The 14,901-nt window shown below is 36.6% G+C and carries 15 protein-coding genes; 10 read left to right on the top strand and 5 right to left on the bottom strand.

The window, feature by feature from the left end; translation table 11 throughout:
- The first annotated feature begins 53 nt into the window (after nt 1-53).
- From PQG54_RS05805 to PQG54_RS05795, 3 genes are read left to right on the top strand one after another with little or no spacing between them, the layout of a single operon-like run.
- A complete protein-coding gene (locus tag PQG54_RS05805; RefSeq protein ID WP_271789719.1) occupies nt 54-788 on the top strand; it encodes an RsmE family RNA methyltransferase in 735 nt (244 codons plus the stop codon).
- A gap of 50 nt (nt 789-838) precedes the next feature.
- A complete protein-coding gene (locus tag PQG54_RS05800; protein ID WP_271789720.1) occupies nt 839-2,224 on the top strand; it encodes a glutamate--cysteine ligase in 1,386 nt (461 codons plus the stop codon).
- Nucleotides 2,225-2,252: 28 nt separating this feature from the next.
- On the top strand, nt 2,253-2,792 hold the full coding sequence (locus tag PQG54_RS05795; RefSeq protein ID WP_271789721.1) for a CHAP domain-containing protein: 540 nt from the start codon (nt 2,253-2,255) through the stop codon (nt 2,790-2,792).
- Between the two features lie 62 nt (nt 2,793-2,854).
- Here PQG54_RS05795 and PQG54_RS05790 read toward each other — a convergent pair whose 3' ends face one another.
- Complete coding sequence (locus PQG54_RS05790; RefSeq protein ID WP_271789722.1) at nt 2,855-4,126, bottom strand: DUF2130 domain-containing protein; 1,272 nt, start codon at nt 4,124-4,126, stop codon at nt 2,855-2,857.
- Between the two features lie 354 nt (nt 4,127-4,480).
- Between PQG54_RS05790 and PQG54_RS05785 the strand changes: the two genes are divergently transcribed.
- The 5 genes from PQG54_RS05785 to PQG54_RS05765 all read left to right on the top strand — a co-directional run bounded on the left by PQG54_RS05785 (nt 4,481) and on the right by PQG54_RS05765 (nt 10,414).
- Nucleotides 4,481-5,776 carry an SDR family oxidoreductase gene (locus tag PQG54_RS05785; protein ID WP_271789723.1) on the top strand — a complete coding sequence of 432 codons (1,296 nt, stop codon included), beginning with the start codon at nt 4,481-4,483 and terminating at the stop codon, nt 5,774-5,776.
- Nucleotides 5,777-6,208, top strand: coding sequence for a DUF2269 family protein (locus PQG54_RS05780; RefSeq protein ID WP_271789724.1), 432 nt, complete (start codon nt 5,777-5,779; stop codon nt 6,206-6,208).
- Between the two features lie 4 nt (nt 6,209-6,212).
- Nucleotides 6,213-6,680 (top strand): DUF2269 family protein, encoded by a 468-nt coding sequence (locus PQG54_RS05775; RefSeq protein WP_271789725.1) that lies wholly within the window; start codon nt 6,213-6,215, stop codon nt 6,678-6,680.
- 94 nt (nt 6,681-6,774) lie between these two features.
- Nucleotides 6,775-8,433, top strand: a complete 1,659-nt coding sequence (locus PQG54_RS05770; protein ID WP_271789726.1) for a ribulokinase — start codon at nt 6,775-6,777, stop codon at nt 8,431-8,433.
- A gap of 133 nt (nt 8,434-8,566) precedes the next feature.
- The gene (locus tag PQG54_RS05765) at nt 8,567-10,414 is read left to right on the top strand and encodes a DUF4422 domain-containing protein (RefSeq protein WP_271789727.1); all 1,848 of its coding nucleotides are present in this window, start codon (nt 8,567-8,569) and stop codon (nt 10,412-10,414) included.
- Here PQG54_RS05765 and PQG54_RS05760 read toward each other — a convergent pair.
- Genes PQG54_RS05760 through queE form a run of 3 tightly spaced genes read right to left on the bottom strand, consistent with a single transcriptional unit; the run spans nt 10,411 to nt 12,308 of the window.
- A complete protein-coding gene (locus PQG54_RS05760) occupies nt 10,411-10,944 on the bottom strand; it encodes a 6-pyruvoyl trahydropterin synthase family protein (protein ID WP_271789728.1) in 534 nt (177 codons plus the stop codon). The two genes, PQG54_RS05765 and PQG54_RS05760, sit on opposite strands and share 4 nt — an antisense overlap.
- Complete coding sequence (gene queC / locus PQG54_RS05755) at nt 10,945-11,673, bottom strand: 7-cyano-7-deazaguanine synthase QueC (RefSeq protein ID WP_271789729.1); 729 nt, start codon at nt 11,671-11,673, stop codon at nt 10,945-10,947.
- Entirely contained in the window at nt 11,673-12,308 is a 636-nt protein-coding gene (queE, locus tag PQG54_RS05750) for a 7-carboxy-7-deazaguanine synthase (RefSeq protein ID WP_271789730.1), read from the bottom strand. Before queE ends, queC begins: the two co-directional genes overlap by 1 nt.
- 344 nt (nt 12,309-12,652) lie before the next feature.
- Between queE and PQG54_RS05745 the strand changes: the two genes are divergently transcribed.
- Together PQG54_RS05745 and PQG54_RS05740 are read left to right on the top strand one after the other, a co-directional pair.
- Nucleotides 12,653-12,826 (top strand): DUF4089 domain-containing protein, encoded by a 174-nt coding sequence (locus PQG54_RS05745; RefSeq protein WP_271789731.1) that lies wholly within the window; start codon nt 12,653-12,655, stop codon nt 12,824-12,826.
- A complete protein-coding gene (locus PQG54_RS05740) occupies nt 12,823-14,172 on the top strand; it encodes an AtzE family amidohydrolase (protein ID WP_271789732.1) in 1,350 nt (449 codons plus the stop codon). Before PQG54_RS05745 ends, PQG54_RS05740 begins: the two co-directional genes overlap by 4 nt.
- Before the next feature lie 231 nt (nt 14,173-14,403).
- Here the strand turns inward: PQG54_RS05740 and PQG54_RS05735 are convergent, their stop codons facing one another.
- The gene (locus tag PQG54_RS05735; protein WP_271789733.1) at nt 14,404-14,820 is read right to left on the bottom strand and encodes an SMI1/KNR4 family protein; all 417 of its coding nucleotides are present in this window, start codon (nt 14,818-14,820) and stop codon (nt 14,404-14,406) included.
- Nucleotides 14,821-14,901 lie beyond the last annotated feature (81 nt).

Genomic DNA, 14,901 nt, shown 5'->3' with positions numbered 1-14,901 from the left:
AATATAAAATTGTTTTCATTCTTTTTTATAATTTATCACTTTATTGAGCTTATATGTCGTTTATTCCTCGTATTTATATTGATCCACAAGAATTTGAGGCATTATCAATTGGTAATGACTATGCCATTTCTGCTGCTACGGCACATTATCTTGGAACGGTTTTGCGGTTGAAACCGCTTGAACAAGTTGTTCTTTTTAATGAACGAGATGGTGAGTGGTCATGTCAGATTAATCATATTGCAAAAAATAAAGGTACGATTGAACCCGTTAAACAACTACGTTTACCCATCATACCATTGGGTCCAACCTTGGTTTTTGCGCCATTAAAACGGGATGCTACTGATTTAGCTATTCGCATGGCGACAGAGCTGGGTGTAAAAACCATTCAACCAGTAAAAACTTTACGCACCAATACACCTAAAATTAAAGAAGAACGCTTTCGATCCATTACAATTGAAGCCGCCGAACAAAGTAATCGAATAACTATTCCCGAAATAAAACCGATTATTTCCTTATTTGATTTTTGTTCTACTTGGCAAAAAAACAGAACCTTATGGGTTGCTGTGGAACGATGTGCTGAGTATCGTATCTCGCCCAATACCACACAAAACTATGGTGGAAATGATGGTATTTTGATCGGCCCCGAAGGTGGCTTTGACCCAAATGAAATAAAAAATTTACTTCTTTATGATTTTGTGCAACCTTTATCTCTTGGTAACTTAATTTTAAAAGCAGAAACTGCTATTGTTGCAGGGCTCAGCCTGTTTGCACAGCATGTTCGTGCTTAGAAAATAATGTTTCCTGTCGTTATCCTTTTGACCAGAACAGATAGTTGTGAATGTCCAGTATTTTAGATCAAGATCAAACACCAATTACCTCAACCACTCAGTTAGCCGAACATTTAGCTGAAGGCTGTAAGCCCATTCATAAATGGCGGATTGGTACTGAACATGAGAAGTTTGGGTTTATTCTTAACCAAGAAGACCCTCGCTATTTATTACCGCCTGCTTATGAACCCAATGGTATCCAATCCATTCTGACCTCGATGCATCAAAGCCATCCCGAGTGGAAAGGCGTTTTTGACAAAGAGAACATTATTGGATTTGATACGGATCGTGGCGCTGTTTCTTTGGAACCAGCAGGACAGTTTGAATTATCAGGCGCACCCGTCAGCAATCTGCATGAAGCCAAGCAAGAAATGGAAGCCCATTTCCAAGATGTGCATCAAGCTGCTGATCCTTTGAATATTGGTTTTGCTCCTCTTGGCTTTCATCCATTTGCTACACGCGATCAAATGCCTTGGATGCCTAAAGAACGTTATAAAATCATGAAAGCCTATATGCCCAAAGTTGGCACCTTAGGGTTGGATATGATGACCAGAACTTGTACCGTTCAAGTCAATCTTGATTTTTCTTCCGAAGAAGATATGGCACGTAAAATGCGTGTTTCATTGGCTTTACAACCCCTAGCCACCGCCCTTTTTGCGAATTCTCCTTTTTACGAAGGAAAACCCAGCGGATATCAATCTACTCGTGCGCATATTTGGACAGATACCGACAATCATCGTTCTGGAATGCCAGCCTCTTTTTTTGAAACAAATTTCGGTTTTGAACAATATGTAGAATGGCTACTGGACGTACCGATGTATTTCGTCATTCGTGATGAAAAAATGATCGATGTTGCAGGGGAATCTTTTCGAGATTGGTTAAACGGCAAAGCCCCCAAAGGATTTGAAAACGAACAAGTCACTATGGGTGATTTTAAAAATCATATCACCACCGCTTTTCCTGATGTTCGCTTAAAACAATATATCGAAATGCGTGGTGCTGATGCAGGATCACCCGAAATGATGTTGGCAATGTCTGCGTTTTGGACTGGATTACTATATGACCCAGAAACCTTAATAGCCGCAGAGGACTTAGTTAAAGAATATAGGTGGCAAGATTATATCGAGCTTCGTTCTCAAGTTACTAAAAGTGGATTATCTGTCTTATTGGGAAAAGAAAATCTTCGTCATTTTGCGAAACGCGTGCTTGCTTTATCCATGCAAGGATTAAAAAAACGCAATATTCAAAATCCTGCGGGACAAGATGAGCAAATTTATTTAAATCCCCTACATGAAATCAGTAACGGTGGTCCTACACAAGCAGAATATTGGTTACAACGTTATGCAACTGTTTGGCAAGGCGATGTAAAGCATATTCTAGACGAAGCGAAGATATAGTCTTAGTCCCTTGTTGTGATGCCTTATAATGAAAAAATACATAGTTACAATTATTTTAATAATTGGCTTCTTATGTTTTTCATCCTATTGGGCATTTACACATGTTAATTTCAATCCTTCTCACCATGTAGGTGAGGTGATTGACGAATTAAATAGCGTTAAAGTCTATTATAACGGTGGCATGAACAATGTTACAGGGCGCAATCTGGCTCCTGATGGATATAATCTAGGATTAAAATATCAATGTGTAGAATTTGTTAAACGCTATTATTACGAATTCTATCATCATAAAATACTAGAAGCTCAAGTAAACGCCAAAGATTTCCTTGATATGAAGACTCCTTCTGGTCAAATAAATTGTGCCAGAGGGTTATTGCAATTTGATAATGGCACTGTCCAGCCTCAAATTGGTGATTTATTGATTTTCAAAGGGTATCTTTTGAATCCTTATGGGCGTGTGGCGATTATTTCTAAGGTTACAGACCATAACATCGAAATTATTCAACAAAACCCAGGCCCGTTTACTACAAGTCGTGTGACCTATCGAAACACCACAAATCAAGCTTAGCAATAGAGCATTCAAAATAATCGATTACTTGGTTTTTGAAGAATGCCCCCTATCCCACAATATTATTCCAATAACAAAGAATCTAACTCTAGCCCTTCGATCTCTTGTAAGGACTGCCCAACGATCCCTTGTAAATCACCATACATGCCAATCGTTGATTGCATCACACGATTAATTTGCTCTTCTCGTTTGGCCCATTGTTTTGTGATGACTTTCTTTTCTTTGTTTAAATCTTCTTGCATGGATATGAATGCTTCAACAATTGCCTCAACACGTTGGCGAAAACGAGTACCAGTCAAATAATCATAAATCATTCCCGCTTTGGTCTCCTGTCCTTTTGCGCTTTGACGTGCGAAATGAATTTGTATCAAGGATTCTCTGAGTAATGTTGCTACAGGAAGAATAACTTTGGGATGAATAACCCATACGCCCTCGATACACTCAAAAGTTTCAACATTCTGAGGCAGCGCATGACTGATAATAATGGCAATATCGGCTTTGGCTGCACGTTGGTCGTCTTTTAATTTCATTAACCATTCATTATTCCAATGCTTGGTTCGTTTAGCCTCCCAAATCATTAATCCACAATCGACCCCATGAGGATTGAGCACATGCTGCAAAACATCCCCACCGAATTCTCCTTTGGGAACGGGCGCAATTTGATCCATATAAAACTGAGATTGAAGTGCTTGTTCCAAAAGCAGCTCTTGGACTTCGCCTTGTAATTGTTGAGAACCTTGTTCTGCCTTTTGTTTCAGCTCTTCAATTTTGCGTTGCATGGAGGCAATTTGCTGTTCTTTTTCAGAAAATTTTAACTGAAAATTATCTTCTATTTCCTTACGAGCTTTCTCGTGAATTGCTTGGACATTTTGTTGCACACGTTTTTCAACGGTCAGTTCTAATTCTCTTTTTTGGTCTTCTAACTCACGCTGCTTTTTCAGAAATTCGGCTTGTGATTGTTGAGCTTCTTGTAACTTCTCATTATTTGTTTTTAATAAATTTTCTAACTCTTTAATCTCGGATGCTCTTCGATTTAACTCGTCTGCATTTTGTTTTTGTAACTTGAGTCTCGCCTCTTCGATTAATTTTGCTTTCTCATTCTCCAAGGAGCAAGCAACTTTTTCCTCAATTTCTTTGGCAATATTTTGTTTGGTTTGTTGTAACTCATTTTCTCTAGACCGTAAAACCTGCTCTCGTTCCGAGATCTTTTTCATAAATTCTGAGGTCTTGTGTTCGTATTCTTGTTTAGTTGCCATGACTAAAGGAGCTGCCAGTGATTCAGTTAATAAAATATCTGTATGACAATGCGGGCAACTAATTACAGGTTCAGTCATTAAAAATCACTTTCTTTATTCCGAGATGCTTCATTTATTTTTATAAAGTAAATGCTATAAATAGTTTTTCATAATAGATGGTCGTATCATATCACGATCTCTTACGATTTAAACAATCATCATTAAGTAAGTATACTATTCAACAAATGAAAACTCTCGGCATCTGAATTTAAAATTCAGTTCATTCAACAACAGATTCCTATTGGATATTATTCCTATATTACCCATATAAAGATAGATTTTACTGATGAGTATTTTGTTCTGTATTAACCCCATATTTTCTAAATATACAAATATCTCATTTCCCTCTATACTTATAACTTTCAAGCAATGACTTGTAATCCTAAGGAAAAAATGATGAAAATTTGTGTATTAGGCGGCACCGGATTTATTGGATCTCATATTGTCAGCACTTTGATTGCAGAAAATCATCAAGTCGTTATTGGGTGCCGCGATGCAGAGCGTGCCAAAATGATCTTTCCTGATGCACAATGTTTTAAAATTATTGCAGGCATCTCCTCTTCTCAGCAATTTGTTGAAGCATTACAAAGTTGCGATGCTGTGATTAATACCATTGGTGTTCTTGGCAAACCAGGCACAACATTGGCAAATGATGCACATATTCAATTAATAGAAACATTAATCGCTGCTTGTAAACAAACCAATATCAACAGAATTGTCCATATTTCTGCGCTATCCTTAGAAGAAAATATTACCAGTGAATATGCAGATACAAAATTAAAGGGCGAGCAGCTTTTATGCCAATCAAACATAGAGAGCATCATTCTGCGCGCTTCTTTTGTATATTCCACAGGCAGTTATGGCGGCAGTAGTGCGTTAAGAGGGTTATGCGCTATGCCATTTGCTGCTTTGTTACCCAATGGAGGCAAGCAAAAATTCCAACCGCTTTGGGCGTTTGATTTGGCTAAAATTGCTTTAAAAGCATGCACATCATCTTTACCTGCTGAGCAAAATTTTCAAACCCTTTCAATTGCTGGTCCTGAAACATTAAATTTTGCAAATATTTTACAAAAAACACGACGGTGGTTAGGGATCAATCCTTGTAAGATCATATCTATGCCATTGATCGGTGCAAAAATAATGGGGAAAATTGGCGATTATTTCCCACTATGGGGATTTTCTACAGCGGTTGTCAGCCAACTAAATACCGATTTTATTATTCCAGAAGAGCAAAAGAATAGTTTGGGAATCAATATGCGTTCTATGGATAAAGTGTATCAGACGCATCCCTCTTTTGTACAGGATCGTTGGCACAGCAAATTATTTTTAGCTCGACCTTTACTTGCTTTATTTCTTGCCTTGATTTGGCTAGGATCGGCAATTGCAGGCTTTATGACAACCCCAGAACATTTACGCACCATCCTGCCACAATTTATTGCTGCCAGCCCTTTTTCACTCTATCTGGTTTATCTATTTTCAATCATAGATGTTTATTTTGCAGTTAAAATTTTACTTGGAAAATGGTCAAATAAATTATGGTTGTCCCAACTCGCATTAGTCATTCTCTATACGGTCGGATTAACTGTTGTTTCACCTGCTTTATGGTTTGATCTATTCGGGTCATTGCTGAAAAATATTGCTGTTATTGGATTAATTGGGATTATGTTATCCATAGCGAATGATCGATAAATGATCGGACTATTAAAAACACTGCATGTTTTATGCGCTGTTATGGTGACAGGCATGGGATTTGGAATCTTTATTCATACGATTTTATTATTAAAACAAGGCCAACAAACACAAAGTTTGCAACTTCAAATCACTTCTGTAATTGCCAGTTTTATTTTATTTATGCCCGCCCTAGTGATCCTGATAATTTCAGGTTTCTTTCTAAGCCATTTCAGCACTATTTCCATGACTGAACCTTGGATTATTTTTGCAATTATTACAGGTGTCCTTTTAGGAGGGCTATGTTTATTGTTAGCCTATTTATGTTTATCACTGCCTTTTCAAGAAAAACCAATTTTTTTAAAAATAGGCTGCTTACTAAGCGGTATAGGCTGGATTGGATTTGCCTTGGCAATGGCAGCAATGATTTTTAAACAGCCTATTATTGGATGAACCTATGAGCATCTTTTCACTCTTTGTCTTTATCCATGTATTAAGTGCCACAGTTCTATTTGCATCGGGAATCATCACAGCAATTGTAATGGTTGATGCCTTTATCCGAAGGCATCCCAAAGACATGGCGCTAGCCTCTCAACGGGTTGTCAAAGCAGATTGGTTTATGACATTACCCAGTGCCATCATACAAGCCGTCACTGGGATCATCTTAGTCCATATAATGCATATCCCATTTTCGACGTTATGGGTTGTTTGGAGCATTATCTTATATAGTCTGTCCATTATTTTATGGATTATTGTTGTGCAACTCCAAATCCATATCGCCGAGTTGGCACAAATTGCATATGAACAACAAATTCCATTTCCCCAAAAAGGGTGGAGTTACTTTAAATGGTGGTTTGCTTTGGGATGGCCAACCTTTCTGTGTTTTTTATTAATTTTTTGGCTGATGGTTACACGACCAATATGATAACATTTTTGTGATTAAGCTGCATTGTCTTATTTTTTTGAATGAATAACGATACACTGCACTTTAAATCATTATACGTTGGAACCTATATAAAATGACAAATGCAATTTCAATTGGTCTAGATTTCGGTAGTGACTCTGTGCGTGCGCTAGCCGTCGATTGTTCATCAGGGACAGAGCTTGCCACAGAAGTCGTTTATTATCCCCGATGGAAACAAGGACAATATTGTGTTCCATTAAAAAATCAATTTCGACAACATCCTCTGGATTTTATTGAATCGTTTACTAAAGCCATTCAATCTGTGGTTCAACAACTGGGTTCTGCTGCCGATCATGTGATTTCAATTGGTGTCGATGCAACAGGTTCATCCCCAGCCCCGATCAATGAAAAAGGGCAAGTCTTGGCACTGCTACCTGAATTTGCCGATAATCCCAATGCCATGTTTATTTTATGGAAAGATCATACCGCCATTGAAGAAGCAGAGGCGATTAATAAGCTATGCGAGCAACCACAGCATTCAGAATACTTAAAAGGATGTGGTGGTGTTTACTCTTCGGAATGGTTTTGGTCAAAAATCTTACATATTTTTAAACAAGATGAAGCTGTAAAAAAAGCTGCTGCTTCATGGATCGAGTGTTCGGATTGGGTGCCAGCGTTACTTTCTGGAACAACCGCACCTCAAGATATTAAACGTAGCCGTTGTGCTGCAGGACATAAATGTTTATGGAATGAACATTGGAATGGATTACCTTCCTATGAGTTTTTCAAAGACCTTGACCCTTCATTGGTTGAGGAGTTACCCTATCCTTTATTTACAGATACATATACTGCGGAGGTTCCTGTTGGCACCTTAACCGCTGAATGGGCTGAAAAATTAGGACTCTCAGAAAAAGTGGTTATTGCTGGTGGCGGTATTGATTCCCATATTGGTGCGGTGGGCGCTGCTGCTAAACCTTATTCTTTGGTCAAGGTGATTGGGACATCGACTTGTGATATGCTAACAGCAGAAAAAGAGCTGGTCACTGATCGCTTTATCAAAGGCATTTGCGGTCAAGTCAATGGCAGTGTCGTTCCAGGTTATATCGGTTTTGAAGCGGGGCAATCCGCTTTCGGCGATATCTTTGCATGGTACCAACGGTTACTTTCTTGGCCATTACAACAATTAAAAAAACATATTTCCGATCCTCAAGAATTAGAACAAGCAGAAAAAACCCTTTTAAATGATCTTGCACAAGAATGGTTTACGCACATTGATTTAAATCACTTGCCGATTGCTCTGGATTGGTTTAACGGACGCAGAACCCCTTATGCTAATCAACGAATGAAAGGCACAATCACAGGTATGACTTTGGCCAGTGATGCCCCTACTCTTTTCGGAAGCCTTGTCGTTGCCACAGCTTGTGGGGCGCGTGCCATTATGGAATGTTTCATTGAACAAGATATTCCTATTCATACCGTAATGGCCATTGGTGGAATCGCCAAAAAATCACCCGTGATTATGCAAGTTTGTGCTGACGTAATGAACCGTCCCATCGAAATTTCTGAATCCGATCAATGCTGTGCGCTTGGAGGTGCTATTTTTGGCGCTGTCGCCGCGGGACTATATAAAAATGTAACAGAAGCTCAACAACATATGGCCAGCCCCATTGCTCAAACAATGACACCTGATCTGCAAAGAGCCAAAGAGTATGAAGCTATTTACACACAATATCTAAAATGGTCGGAAATTTGTGAGCCACAATATAATAGATGAAAAAAAAACATCAATTTTTTGGAAATGATTATGTATATTTAAAAATAACAATATAACAATGGATTGCTGTCTTAATAAATCTGTTTTATACAACCTATATTTAATTAAAAATTAACCCAAGGTATTACTCCGTATGCATAATAATTTTCCTAATTTACCACAAAAACAACCCTCTGTTAAAATCCTACTGTGCCATCATAAAGAAGCACCTTATGTTAAAAATGAGTGTTTTGTTCCTATTCAAGTTGGTAAAGAAATTAGTAAAGTAACTTTGGATTATTGTATTGGGGACAATACAGGAGATAATATCTCTGCCAAAAATAAATCCTGGTGTGAATTAACAGCTTTATACTGGGCATGGAAAAATTTAGATGCTGACTATTATGGATTAATGCATTATCGTCGATATTTACATTTTAAAAAAGATGACAATAACTTTTATATCATTAACCAAATCTCAGAAGCAGAAATAGAGAATGGTGGATGGGATTCTGAAAACATAAAATCTTTTTGTTCTCAATATGACATTGTGACTGCCCCTATATGGGGTATTCACCCTGTAGGAGCCAACCATCATTTAATGACTGGTTATGATTTTTATGCAAAAGAACATTATAGTAAAGATCTAGATATTATTATTGACATTGTTAAAGCAAAATACCCACAATTTTACTTTTCTTTACTTGATACTTTAAGTAATAAGCATTGTTTTTTTGGTAATATTGCTATTATGAAAAAGGAATATTTTTATGAATATTGTGATTTCCTTTTCGGTGTATTATTTGAAGCAGAAAAAAGAATTGATATTTCATCCTATAACGCATATCAGTATAGAATATGGGGATTTATTGCGGAGAGATTAATTAATTGCTATGTGATTTATGCCACTAATCAATACCCAAAACTAAAATTGACTACTCTAGGAATTACTTTTGGTGTTTTTGATAAACCTAAATATGATTCAAGAGCAATATTAGCTCATAAGGCGCCAACAACCAAGAAACTGGTCAGAGAGCCGATTAATATTTGCATGTCTTTCGATGATAATTATGCAGCACATGGCGATGCTGTGATTACCTCTATGATACAAAATACACATCCCCAACAATCTATACACATTTATATCTTACATGACGAAAAGCTCTCTAATAAAAATAAAAAAATAATTAAACAAGCTGAAAATCAAAATATTCGTATTTACTACGTTAAAATTAATAAGAAGCAATTTAATGCTCTTCCGTTAAATAGAGAGTATATTTCTTTAAACACTTACTATCGATTAACTATTCAAGATTTACTGCCTGATGACATTAAAAAAATTATTTATCTAGATTCAGATATCATTGTCTATGGCAATATCGCTGAACTGTGGGAAGAACCATTAGATAATATGTGCGTTGGCGCTGTGTTAGACGAAGGTGGCATTCTCCAAGCAAGACGACTATCTCTGCCAGACACAAATTATTTTAATGCAGGGATTATGATATTTAATCTAGCACAAATAAGAAAAGAATTTAGCAATATCTTTATAAATTACTTTGAAAATTATTATAAATATAAAGAAATAATCACTCTTCAAGATCAAGATATACTAAATATAACTTACTCTCAAAAAACAAAAATTATTCCTTTACGTTGGAATATTAATAGTAGAATGCTGGAATATAATGATCTTGAATATAAATATTCTATGAAAGACGCTGAGGATGCTTTACAAAATATAGGCATTATTCACTACACAGACCAAAAGAAACCTTGGAGATATAGTTGTAACCACCCATTCAGATCTTTATATTGGAAATATAGATTAAAGGGACACTATAAAAAATTTTCTCTTCATGAGTTACTTGTTTGGAGTGTATCAAAAGCTTCTATTAAAGTATCTCAAAAACATGTATCTTTTAAATTAAGAGAACTTGAAATTAACATAAATAAAGAGATTATCAGAAAGGTTTTACATTTGCTTAAAGTTAAATATTAACCTTCTAATTCTGACATACTCATATCCGCGCGTCGCCACCAGCATTGCTCTGGTGGGCGGGTATTTGGAATAAACTCCAGCGGATTTCCTGTAAAACGCACAGTATTCGTTGGTGTTTCCATAATCTCAATTTGTTCACAATGTAAACCTGATTGTTCAACGGTCAAAAAACAATTGAGTTTACTCATCAACAAACACGCCAATAACTCTGTCGTAGGATCACCTGGTGTAATGAGTAATCTTGAAAGACGTTGTGGCTCATGTTGTTTAAACCACTCAACCAACGGATCATTTTCAGCGAGTTGAAAGGCATGATCGACCGAACCGTCAATAAAACGATGCCATGTTGTTTTCGCTTGTTGAAAAGGAACGACAACATTTTGTTTTCCATCTAAAGGCTTGATCTCCACTGGCTTTAAATAAACTCGCACCTCTTCATTATGCCCATGAGGCGTCGCACAAATCTCGCTTGATCCATGAATCAAACGATGGGCCATTGCAAAACGGCGTGTAAAAACAAACTCTAACACTTACTTGTCCTTTTGCTGCACGTAATTTTTCCATCCAGAACGACGTAATTCACATGCTGGGCATTCACCACATCCATACCCCCATTCATGAGCGTGAGAGCGATCTCCTAAATAACAGCTATGGGTATCTTTATTAATGAGCTCTATCAATGGCTGACCACCTAATTGTTCGGCCATACGCCATTCCTCGGCTTTATCAACCCACATCAATGGCGTATGCAAAACAAAACGATTGCTCATTCCAAGATTAATAGCAACTTGCAATGCTTTAATTGTGTCATCTCGGCAATCTGGATAACCAGAATAATCCGTTTCACACATCCCACCAATAATATGACGTAAATGACGACGATCTGCGATAATCGCAGCATAAGTTAAAAAGAGTAAATTACGGCCTGGAACGAAAGTCGACGGTAACCCTTGTTTATCCCATTCGATTGCAGTTTCACGCGTTAAAGCGGTTTCAGAAATGGCTCCAAAACCAGATAGATTTAATACATGATCTTCACCTAAACGATCAGACCATAAAGGATTAATATCCTTAATTTTCTGACGAATTCCATGACGGCATTGCATTTCCACATCATGGCGTTGTCCGTAATGAAACCCTAATGTTTCAACCTTTTGAAACCTCTGTAACGCCCATGCCAAACAAGTGGTAGAATCTTGTCCACCAGAAAATAAAACCAAAGCACTTTCGGAAAAAGAAACAGTGTGATCGTCCGTCATTATGGAATTCCTATAAGTTTATGGGTTTGTAGCGAAAGGTGCCATACAGGATTATTTTGACAAAATTCAATCGCTTTTTGCAAATGCTCTTTTTTATTGTGGTCGTCTTTGGGTTGTAAACGAAAGGTCGTAAAAGCAAACTCGATAAAATCTTGAGGGTCTAATCCCTCCTGAGGATAAATTAATTTCAACTCATCGCCATATGTTTGTACTAACTCTGCCCCTGCCTTTGGGCTGACACAAATCCAATCAACCCCTTTTGGCACTGGTAAGGTACCATTGGTTTCAACGGCTATATAAAAATCTTTTTGTTTTAAAGCCTGAATAAGTTGTTCATCTAATTGTAACAAAGGCTCTCCGCCAGTAAACACGACAAACCGTTGCTTCTGGTCACGCTGTCCCCAGCATTGTTCTATGGCATTAGCGAGCATTTGTACATCGGCAAAACGTCCGCCACCCACACCATCCATTCCAACAAAATCAGTATCACAAAATTGACAAACGGCACTGGCTCTGTCTGCTTCTTGTCCTGACCATAAATTACACCCTGTGAAACGACAAAAAACGGCGGTGCGCCCAATTTGTCCGCCCTCACCTTGAAGGGTTAAAAAAATTTCTTTTATTGCATAACTCATGGGATAGGGTTTCCAAGAAAATAAACAAAATTACAAGTCTTATTTTATAAGATAGGTATTATATATCGTCTTTCATAAGGATTTAGAATGTTTTTTAAATATTCTATAGCTTACTCTTAGAATATTTACCATTAAGCAAAGGATACCATCATCTTGATATAATCCTATTTAAGGAAAACAAGTTATTGATTGATTGTCTTGTCAACCGTTTAAAGAGCGGTCTATTGTTACAAGATTGATCATATTATTTATAAATTTTATTAGTTTATAATGTGAAAGAGTTAACCTACCAGTCGTTTCTGTTTTAAAGAATGTTGTGTCATAAATATTAAAGGAGTCTCAAAATGAATAATTTTTCCGCTGAATTCATTGATAAGTTATCAAAAATGATTGATTTGAAAATTCCTCAAGAAGCATTTAAAGGCGTGCAACATAATTTGCAGTTTTTAGAAGATTATAGCAAAATTATTCAAGAATGTGATTTGAACCAGCCTAAAACAGAGGAACCAAATATATGAGCTTAATAAAAGAAATTTCAACGAATATTCGTTCTGGTCACTATTCTGCTCACGATATAGTCACACATTATTTAAATCTTATTCAGAAAACAAACTCTTCTATTAAAAGCGTCACTCGTATTTTAGAGGAACGCGCCTTAAAAGCTGCTCATCATATTGATAGTTTAATTGCTAGTGGTAAAGATCCTGGTCCATTAGCAGGGGTTCCCTTTGGCGTCAAAGACTTATTTGATCTTGAAGGAGAAATTACAACTTCAGGCTCGCAAGTATTTAAAAATAAGAAGCCCGCATCTAAAGATGCTGCTGTTATCCAGCGCCTATGTGAAGCAGGGGCTATTCCTATTGCAACATTGAATATGGATGAATTTGCTTATGGATTTATCACAGATAATTCTTACTATGGGATTACACGAAACCCTCACGATACTTCAAGATTTGCAGGTGGATCTTCGGGAGGATCTGCTGCTTCTGTAGCGGCCGGAATTTTACCTTTTTCCTTAGGTTCTGATACCAATGGATCTATACGTATTCCTGCAGCTTTATGCGGAGTATGGGGCATTAGGCCTACTTATAATTCGATGCCAATGCAAGGCGTTTATCCATTATCAGAAAGTTGTGATACTGTTGGTCCATTCTGCCAAAATATCACAGACTTAAAGATTGTTTGTGATGTAATGGCTGGAACATTTAACTCTTCTGTTAATGCTTTATCATCAAATTTAAAAGTTGCACAGTTGGGTGGATGGTTTGAAAGAGATGTAAACCCTGAGATTTTAAAAGTCATACAAGATATTATGGTTTTATTTCAATCCGACAAAAAAATTGAATTACAATATGTTGAGCAAGCACGCATCGCTTCATATCTAATGACGGCTTCTGAAGGAGGCGCTTTACATTTACCAATATTGAGAAAATATCCTTTAAAATATGACCCAGACACTAGAGATCGTTTAATAGCAGGTGCTATGTTACCAACGTCCTCCTACCTACAAGCAAAAAAAATAGAACAGTGGTTTAAAATATATATAAATACACTTTTTAAAGAATATGATTTATTGATTGCACCGACTACAGGAGATATCGCACCCAAGATTGATGATCCTGTTGTTACAGTCGAAGGAAAATCTGTTTCTGCATACACAAACATTGGAATATACACACAATCCCTCAGCCTTACTGGATGCCCAATTTTATCTGTTCCAATTACTAGGGACGGAAATTTGCCTTTTGGTTTACAAATTATGGCAAAACCATTTCAAGAGCATTTATTATTTGAAGTGGGTGCTATGCTAGAACAAAAAGGAATAGCAAAGGCCTCTATTCTTCAGCAAAAAACAACTATATAATTTAATAAGAATGGTAAATCTTTTCAATCATATTTAGGATTTTTTATAAGAATTTAGAATATTCTTTTAAATATTCTATGGCTTGCTCTTGGGATATTTTCCCTTGGGCAAGGGATACCATCATCTTTATATGTTATAAATCATCGCATCTTTACAGCTCATACCCATGATTCATCAAAAACAAATCCATTGCCATAAAAGCTGTCGATTTATTGCTATCAGATTATTTATTTAATTGCCGCCGATCCAAACATCTTGAATCCAAGTGGCAATATTATCCCAAGTTTCATCTGTTGAGCCATTATGTGACCAAAAAGCAACCTTACCATCGGGTCTTACACAATAATAATCACCGTTATCTTCAACAATAGGTAACCAATTTCTGGGCAACTCAATTGTTCTTGCTTCTTTTGTACACTCTAATAGATTTCTAACATCTATAACAATACCATCCATGGATGAATTATCTAATCCATTATACAAAACATGCTCAATATTTTTAATAAAATCTCGATACTCATCAGAAAATTTAATTTCTAATATGGTTTCATATTCATTTAATAATGTATCATTTGGTAATTTTTGTTGTTTTTCCAAATCATCTTTTAAAGAATTTAGAATTTGAACTTGATCATCTATATTATACATTATTCATGTCTCCAAAATCGTTTGCTCGTAACTATCTTTTTGCTGTTTCAATACGTTATAAACTTTAACATATATTAGAAC

Source organism: Commensalibacter communis (genome assembly GCF_947179015.1).
Classification (GTDB): Bacteria; Pseudomonadota; Alphaproteobacteria; order Acetobacterales; family Acetobacteraceae; genus Commensalibacter; species Commensalibacter communis.
This window is presented reverse-complemented; position numbering and strand designations above follow the sequence as displayed.

Coding starts and splice junctions, on each gene's coding strand:
- PQG54_RS05805 (WP_271789719.1), top strand. CDS start 54: ATGTCGTTTATTCCTCGTATTTATATTGATCCACAAGAATTTGAGGCA.
- PQG54_RS05800 (WP_271789720.1), top strand. CDS start 839: ATGTCCAGTATTTTAGATCAAGATCAAACACCAATTACCTCAACCACT.
- PQG54_RS05795 (WP_271789721.1), top strand. CDS start 2,253: ATGAAAAAATACATAGTTACAATTATTTTAATAATTGGCTTCTTATGT.
- PQG54_RS05790 (WP_271789722.1), bottom strand. CDS start 4,126: ATGACTGAACCTGTAATTAGTTGCCCGCATTGTCATACAGATATTTTA.
- PQG54_RS05785 (WP_271789723.1), top strand. CDS start 4,481: ATGATGAAAATTTGTGTATTAGGCGGCACCGGATTTATTGGATCTCAT.
- PQG54_RS05780 (WP_271789724.1), top strand. CDS start 5,777: ATGATCGGACTATTAAAAACACTGCATGTTTTATGCGCTGTTATGGTG.
- PQG54_RS05775 (WP_271789725.1), top strand. CDS start 6,213: ATGAGCATCTTTTCACTCTTTGTCTTTATCCATGTATTAAGTGCCACA.
- PQG54_RS05770 (WP_271789726.1), top strand. CDS start 6,775: ATGACAAATGCAATTTCAATTGGTCTAGATTTCGGTAGTGACTCTGTG.
- PQG54_RS05765 (WP_271789727.1), top strand. CDS start 8,567: ATGCATAATAATTTTCCTAATTTACCACAAAAACAACCCTCTGTTAAA.
- queC (WP_271789729.1), bottom strand. CDS start 11,673: ATGACGGACGATCACACTGTTTCTTTTTCCGAAAGTGCTTTGGTTTTA.
- queE (WP_271789730.1), bottom strand. CDS start 12,308: ATGAGTTATGCAATAAAAGAAATTTTTTTAACCCTTCAAGGTGAGGGC.
- PQG54_RS05745 (WP_271789731.1), top strand. CDS start 12,653: ATGAATAATTTTTCCGCTGAATTCATTGATAAGTTATCAAAAATGATT.
- PQG54_RS05740 (WP_271789732.1), top strand. CDS start 12,823: ATGAGCTTAATAAAAGAAATTTCAACGAATATTCGTTCTGGTCACTAT.
- PQG54_RS05735 (WP_271789733.1), bottom strand. CDS start 14,820: ATGTATAATATAGATGATCAAGTTCAAATTCTAAATTCTTTAAAAGAT.